Origin of the sequence: Paraferrimonas sp. SM1919 (assembly GCF_010993985.1) — a bacterium.
Classification (GTDB): domain Bacteria; phylum Pseudomonadota; class Gammaproteobacteria; order Enterobacterales; family Shewanellaceae; genus SM1919.
The window spans coordinates 139,819-147,689 of record NZ_WINH01000010.1; the positions used below are offsets into that span (position 1 = coordinate 139,819).

Below are 7,871 nucleotides of genomic sequence, written 5' to 3' on the forward strand. Positions count from 1 at the left end.
TTTTTACTGTTTTTGGATATTGGCTAATTTGATTGCTGAAAATGGTCTTGTTACTCATTTTTTCGTCTATGTTTAATAGCCATAACACTCACCGATTAGCACAATGTTTTTATGTGAAGAGGGAACCCTTTATGAGAGTCAATTTTGCGAATCACCTTGGACTCATGGTGTTATTGGGCTCACTGCTAAGTGCATGTTCAAATGACAGGGTAGAACTGACTGAACCGCCGGTTGTTGCTGAGGTCGCTAAGCCCGTTGCCGTTGCTGGTCATTCGTTAGTCGCTAAGTCTGGTAGCACCGTTACGTTAAATGGTAGCCAGTCTTATGACCCTGATGGGGCAACGCTGTCTTATCAATGGAATCTTGCAGAAAAACCCAGCGGAAGCACTACTTCACTGGTTGACGAAACCACACCTTTTCCACGTTTATATGTGGACGTCGATGGTGATTACACGCTCGAGTTAGTCGTGAGCACTGCCAGTGCTTCAAGCGAGCCTTCTCAAGTTCGTGTGAGCGACGCCAATACTTTTCCAACAGCGTCTGCTGGTCCTGATGAGACCTTTCAAGGGGCTAACGTTATTGTTCGCTTAGACGGCAGCAAAAGCAGTGATGCAGATGGTGATTCCCTGAGTTATCAATGGACGATCTCCAGTGCCCCTTCAGGCAGCACCAGTGTGGTTTCGAAGGCCGACTCCCCATTTGCATTCTTTGCTCCCGATGTAAGCGGTAATTATGAGCTGGAGTTGACCGTGACCGACCAGAACGGCAACACTGACACGGATTCGGTGATCATTTCAGACGTTAACTCAAAACCAATAGCAGCAGCAGGCAGCGATCAGAAGTTTTCTACGGGTCAATTGGTGCGTCTCAATGGCTTGGGGTCATCCGATCCTGATGGTGACAGGATCAGTTATCAGTGGTCGATTGTATCAGCGCCTTCTGGCAGTAGCGCTGCCATTTCCGCACCCACCACGAGTGTTGCGGAGATTACTCCCGATACAAACGGCGTTTACGTGTTATCTTTGGTTGTCAACGATGGCCAGCTCGACAGCGACCCGGCGCAGGTGTCGTTGCGATCCGATCAACACCCACCGATTGCGCATGCCGGTAACGACTTAACGACCGACGTTGGTACCACAGTGCATCTCGATGGTACGGCCTCAAGTGATGCCGATGGGGATACACTAACAGCCCAGTGGTCGGTAATTCGCCGTCCAAAAAATTCCCTCGCCATTCTAGCGGATACAACGAGCTACCATCCGGTATTTACCCCCGATGTGGGCGGTGATTACATTGTTCAGCTTATTGTTTCTGATGGCTCCAACGCCAGCACGCCAGATCAAGTTCTAATTTCAACCAATAACTCCAAACCGCTAGCCGACGCAGGTGTCAACCGTAAGGTTAATACAGGGCAAACGATCAATCTCGATGGTTCGAAGTCGTACGATGCCGACGGTGATGCTCTAACTTATTCTTGGAGTCTAATCTCTTCGCCTGCTGGCACTCAAGCGACGTTATCCGACCCTTCTGCAGTGGCGCCTAGCTTCACCCCCGATGTGGCGGGGGACTTTGTATTCCAGTTAGTGGTTGCGGATGGTGCGACGACCAGTGCACCTTCAACGATGACGTTAACGGATCAAGACTTAGAGCCAACCGCCAATGCGGGCAACGATCAAGTAACAACAACTGGCGTTGAAGTGATGCTCGATGGCTCGTTATCGTCGGATCCAGAACAACAAACTTTAGTCTATCAGTGGAGTTTGCTATCGAAGCCGACCTCGAGCTCGGTGAGTGTGGTCGATAGCGACCAAGCCATCGCGAAATTAACGCCCGATGTGGCGGGCGATTATGTGGTGCAGCTGGCTGTCACCGATGCTGCAGGTCAGACCGCGTTTGATGTTGTCGTAGTTCGTGACCCCGCTAAAAATACCCTGCCAGTGGCGAATGCAGGTCAAGACTTACAGGCGTTTAGCGGTATCGAGGTCGTATTGGATGGTTCGGGTTCTAGCGATGCTGATGGCGACACGCTTGCCTATAAGTGGAGTATTGTATCAAGCCCATCCGGTAGTTCAGCATTTTTACAGTTTGACGCATCCCGTACGCCCCGATTCATTCCCGATGTTGAGGGCGATTATGTCATTCAGCTGGTGGTCAGCGATGGTCAAAGTACATCGTTACCAGATGTTATGGTGATTCATGACACTGAAAAAAACCTCGCGCCTCAAGCTGCAGCCAGCGCGCCACTTAACCCCGGCACTGGGCAAGCGGTGCAACTCAGTGGCGACCAAAGCACCGATCCTAATGGCGACGCTCTAACGTATCGTTGGGCGATTGAGCAGAAACCCGCAAACAGCCAGTCAACGGTGGTGGATTCAACGATGGCCAATGCCAGCTTCACACCTGATATCGTTGGCATATACCTTATTGGATTAACGGTTTCGGATGGAGAATTTGACCATAAAGCACGCGTGCTACTCATTGCTGACAATCCGCCCACGGGCTCTCCTATTACGATTCCCATGGGGCACAACTTGCTTATGCTAAGCACCACAGGTGGTGCTTCGGGAACCGGCGCGTTAACCTCCATTAGCGAGTCGGATTTAACGCAAACTACCGAACTGTTAAGTTTTCACGGTGTCCCGGGTTTTTATCGTGATAGCCACCAGCAGAGTGTGGTCGCGCACCCAACTCGGCAATTAATGTATATAACGCAAACTTCGAATGGGGCGTTTGGACGCGGGACTGTGTTGGAATTTGATCCAATTACTAATCATTTATCGCTGTTTGCTAATATTCCACGATTGACAGTTTCAGGAAATGATGCACGGTTATTCCATCGAGAGCTGGTGTTCCACCCCGATGGCAACTCGGCGTACTTATATTCCGAAGGCGGTGGTCAACAAGATGCGGGGGTCTTATTGCATCTCGATATGGACCCTAACAGCTCAAAATACAAACAATTTAGTGTGGTTGCAGAATTTGGCAAAGCCGAGAATACTTGGCCGGGCGCGCCTCGTCGGCCGACGACTGCTCCGACTTGGACCGACAAACAACATCTGTTCTTTGTTTGGTCATCGGGTCGTGGGACGTCGAATTTGCCTGCGCTCGAGTTGGCGCCCTCAGATGTCAACGATTTGTCGAAGCCTTGGGTGCCAAGCAAATGGGGTGATCATGTCAACACACGTTTAAACGGTACTATTGCTTTCTCCGATAATAGCTTTGTGAATGCCATCAGTACTTTTCCAACGGTGGCAGTTCAAACCGGTGTCGCCGGATCCGCAGGCACTAGCATGACCGATTGTTATAACCCGCGTTCGAGCTTTTTCTGGCGAAACCCAACGGTGTTCATACTGTGCGTAGGTGGCGGCTCGTTTAATGCCAGCTTGTATGAAACCAATGCTGCGGCCGGAACGCCGACGTTACAGCGAAGCTTCAGTAATTGGGGCTCAATCGATTTAGTCGGTTCGATCGCTTCGCAGGTGGGCTCGCGAATGTACGCAGTGGTTAATGATGAGCAGACCAGTGCTTACATCGATCCGTCGAACGATCTCGCTACCCTCGGCCTTCAACCCCCATTCTTGGCGGAAATCTACAAACCTAACTTTGCCGACGTTGCGATTATTCAAGGTGGGGGTGATCGCGGTTTTTATTTCATTGGTAATCCCGCGATACTTAATGATGCTACTGACAACATAAACGATCGGTACGTTTCAGTATTAAGTTTTGACGGTGGGGATTATGGCCAAGGCGCGGTGCTTACTTACAATCGAGGCGATGCCAGTGTCAGTAGTGCGTCAATGGGGTTCGAAGCTGCCGGCCTGCCATTTGGGCGGATTCTAAAGGCAACCGACAGAAACTATTATTTCTCGACGTTATCGGATCGAACGAGCCGTTACAACGGCTCTGTGGCGAGATTTGATCCCGCAACCGCAACCCTGGAAGCGATTCCAAGCCCTACGCGAGTGCGTGCGGGGATTGGGCACGCTCAAGGACCTGGCTTTAAGCTGTACGGACTTGGGGTGAATACTTTCTATAGTCGCTATGAGTTATATCGCATTGATATGCAGACCGATAACTTTACCGTTCTAAAAGATTTAGACCTAACCAAGGCAGCGGCGCCTGAGTTTGAAGTCACTGCTGATCAGCACAGACTGTGGATCATGCTCGACCAAGCGGTGGGCTGTTATGACACCAATAACGGAAGTTTTAACAAAGTACCACTAACGACCACAGGTCCCCACGAACCAGTACGAGCAATTACCATTCCAAGCTATGGTGCTGATGGTTACTTTGCAACACGTAATAGTGATATGACTGGGCTGGGTACGATTCAACGTATCCGAAATTGGTGTGCCCAGCCAACACTCACTGAGGTAGTTACGGGGTTGAATGATCTGCCTTCAACCGCTTTACTATTCGCGTCTGATGGTAATTACTATTATGGTACCGATGGGGGCAAGTTGATGCAATTTGACCTAGATACAAATACCGTTTTGGAAGTGGCGTCGATTTCTGGCAAGCCCGTGGTCGGGTTCCTAATAGAAGATACCAATGGGGATATTGTGGGTATTGTATCAGAGGGGGATGCCGCGACAGATGAAATGTTTGCCTACACCCTAGCCGATGGTACGGTCGTTACCCAAGCTATTCCAAAGGAAATGCCGATTGATAGCCATTATCCTGGATTCACTGAGATTAACTGATGGCTAAATAAAGGGTATTAAGGGTAATCGTTTGGTTTAACAGACACCCCTTTTTATTGCTTGAAATGACTTGCTTCGAAAACAATGTCAAATAAAGGGGGCTGAGTCTGAATCTATGGATTCAGTGGGGCTGTAATAATGAATAAAGGGGCAGGCTTGCCCCTTTATTATTAAATCTTACTGTGGTGCAACTACTCGCCCAGCGCCATAGGTATGGTCATGCCCTGGCTTGCCTAAGTCATCAGCGTAATCGCGCATGGCTTTTTCAACATGAACTGGGTCCATATCGCCGCCATTTTTACCAATAATTAGTGCTGCAACCCCTGCTGCATGTGGAGCCGCCATAGATGTACCCGCTGACCAGTACCAGCTACCTGTGCCGCTGGTACTAAACACCAGATCAAATACAAAGCAGTAGTGTTGAACAACGCCCGCCTGACAAATGTCGAATCCACCCGGTAAGCCTGCCGCATCAACACTACCTCCAGGAGCGGCAAAAGAAATACTCTTGCTACCATAGTTTGAATAACTTGCACGGTTATCTAAATAAGTATTGGTTGGATCTTTAGCCCAGTTATAAGGCGTAGTAGCCGATATTGATAGCACTTTTGGCAAGTCTGAAGGTAAGTGAACTAATGAATCACTGGCATTAGATATCACGCTATCATTCCCTGCAGAAGCAATAATAGTTACGCCTTTTTTAACTGCATAATCCACCGCTTTTTGGTAAGAGTTAATAAAAGCGGCAATGCCATCCTCTCCACCTACCGCAAAACGGATATCATCGCTGGTGTCATAGGGCGTACCGGCGATATCATATAAACCATTTTTGCGTATTGATAACCCCAAGCTCATATTAATGACATCCGCGCCATTATCCGCTGCATAAACAATGCCAGCCATTGTGCCATAGGAGCTACCAGAGCCAGTTTGAGCTGATAACACTTTTAAAATAATAAGTTCTGCCTCTGGGGCTACCCCAATCACACCATAACCATTGTCCGCGGCTGCAATTGTGCCTGCAGTATGGGAACCATGGTTAAAAGTACCATAGGTATCGTACCAAGCTTCTCCAGCTACAAATGACGTACTTAATTGGGTATTAATATTGGGGGCTAAATCGGGATGAGTGGCATCAGCACCAGAATCAAGCACGGCAACCACGACACCAGCTCCGCGGTGGCCAGCATTCCACGATTCAACAGCGTTAACGGCATCATGTCCCCATTGTAGGTCAAAATAGAAGTCGTCATCGCCACTATAAGGGGGATTATTAAAAGACTCTAGCGTTAACTCACGCTGCTCATCGGTCAAACCCGTTTCAATATTTGGTATAAAAGCAGAGGCATCTGGAGATAGTGTCAAGCCAGATTTTAGCGCTTGCTCATTAGACTCAAAACTTACTTGGCAAATCCCGATTTGGGGTAAACAATCAAGTAACTGGCCGCCTGCGTGGCTAACTTGTTGTTGTACCTTTTCCTTATCAAAGGAACCTTTGACATTATGTATATAATTGATGGCGTTAGCCGAGGTAGATATAGCGAAAGTGACAGCAGTATAGATCAAAAACTTTTTCATTATGATCGTCCTTGTTGGTTATAGTTTATTCCGTACAACTATACCGGGAAGTTGAATATCAAAATGTTAAACCTGATATCTATCATCAGTTTAAGGTAGGAATTCAGGTATTGCCAATTATTGCAACAGATGATTGCGAAACGTGGGGTTGGTGTTTTTTAGAGATGCTAGAATCAATGGAGTCAGACTCTGACCCCATTGATTTTGGCTGTCTTGGGTTAGCTCTCAATAATGAATATGCATTAAGAAGCAAGAAACCAGAAATGGTTAGGCAAGAGCTATGGGCCATATGTTGCAGGGTCTTGTTTGTAGACAGTGCTTTGGTTTCGACTTGACTTAACCCCACAGCCGCGCGCTTGCCAGCTGGGCCAGACTTATCTAAACTGGCATTCAACTGGTTTACCGCCCTTAAGCTTGCCTACCAGCTGCTTACCATCGGCACTTAGGGTTAAACTCACCTTTAAATCAGACATGGGTTTCCTTATGTTTGCACTAAAAGCACTGCTGTTTGTGGTTGCCCTTGGCTACCTAATCTGGACAATCACAGGCTGGCTGATTTATGGCGCTAAGGGTTAATCCCCTAACTTGGCGTTATACACCGCAGCCACTTCTCGCCACCACATCTAAGCCCTCACACACAGCACCGTTAAACTTCATTAAATCCTGCACCTGCAATCATTTATGCATGGTGAGCTTATACTCATCCTAAAACACAATTGACTCAGATTTCGTCGGTACCACCATAATGCCTGAATCGACGCATTCTTTTTCCAGTTGACTTTGTTCGGTTTGGCTATTAGGGGTCCGATCATACAACGCCCGCACCCCGCTTATCAGTTTTTTACCGTAAGTACATATAGATAGCCATAATTAATTGGTTAAATGACTCATCAATATAGTCAAACAAGATGATGCAAAACGCCAATCACCAAGATTTAACCATGGCGGTCTTTAGCTGTATTAGTAGGCTTTTTTGACTGGTTTCTTTATCCCAAACTGACTAAAGACTAAAAACTAAAAGTACGCCAAAGGTTGTAATCGCTAAGGCACTTGGTGTGCTCCATTTTTTATGTTGCATGCAAAGTTGAGTTAGCTCTGGATCATTTAATGTTTTAATAAGGTCGATCTGATGATATAGCTGGCCATAGGATGTTCTATTGCCATTTATATTTACAGAGAAGTCATATTCTTTGGTATCCTTTCCAGGTAGGAATATCCTGTCCTTGCGATACTCCCTTATATCAAGGCTTCTTAAGAAGCTTCTGTGTCTTGTAACCATAATGAATTGGGCTTTACTAACAAACCTTGAAACATAGAAGTGCACTATTAAGCTGATAATTAAGCAAATCAAAAAGAATATAGTCACACGATTTTCCTAATAAATACTTTTTCAAGCATCTTAATCAGGATTTCATTACCATGCAATGTTCCAAATCAAAGTGGCAATGTATGCTAGGAAGGCGTTTATAAAGTTAACTATGTTTGGCAACATTAATTTTTACTAGGCTCCTAATGTAGTGGCATAGTTAATTTGGCCACCTGATTAGAGGTGTTAAAATACACCTCATAGCATAACAGGTGACACTATGA

Annotated in this window: 3 protein-coding genes; 1 reads left to right on the forward strand and 2 read right to left on the reverse strand. The window is 46.9% G+C overall.

From position 1 onward, the window contains the following. Nucleotides 1-131 precede the first annotated feature (131 nt). The gene (locus GFB48_RS08090; protein ID WP_163933714.1) at nt 132-4,703 is read left to right on the forward strand and encodes a PKD domain-containing protein; all 4,572 of its coding nucleotides are present in this window, start codon (nt 132-134) and stop codon (nt 4,701-4,703) included. 177 nt (nt 4,704-4,880) lie between these two features. Here the strand turns inward: GFB48_RS08090 and GFB48_RS08095 are convergent, their stop codons facing one another. Together GFB48_RS08095 and GFB48_RS08100 are read right to left on the reverse strand one after the other, a co-directional pair. Beyond that, a complete protein-coding gene (locus GFB48_RS08095) occupies nt 4,881-6,281 on the reverse strand; it encodes a S8 family serine peptidase (protein ID WP_163933717.1) in 1,401 nt (466 codons plus the stop codon). A gap of 103 nt (nt 6,282-6,384) precedes the next feature. Continuing rightward, nucleotides 6,385-6,675 carry a hypothetical protein gene (locus GFB48_RS08100; protein ID WP_163933720.1) on the reverse strand — a complete coding sequence of 97 codons (291 nt, stop codon included), beginning with the start codon at nt 6,673-6,675 and terminating at the stop codon, nt 6,385-6,387. Nucleotides 6,676-7,871 lie beyond the last annotated feature (1,196 nt).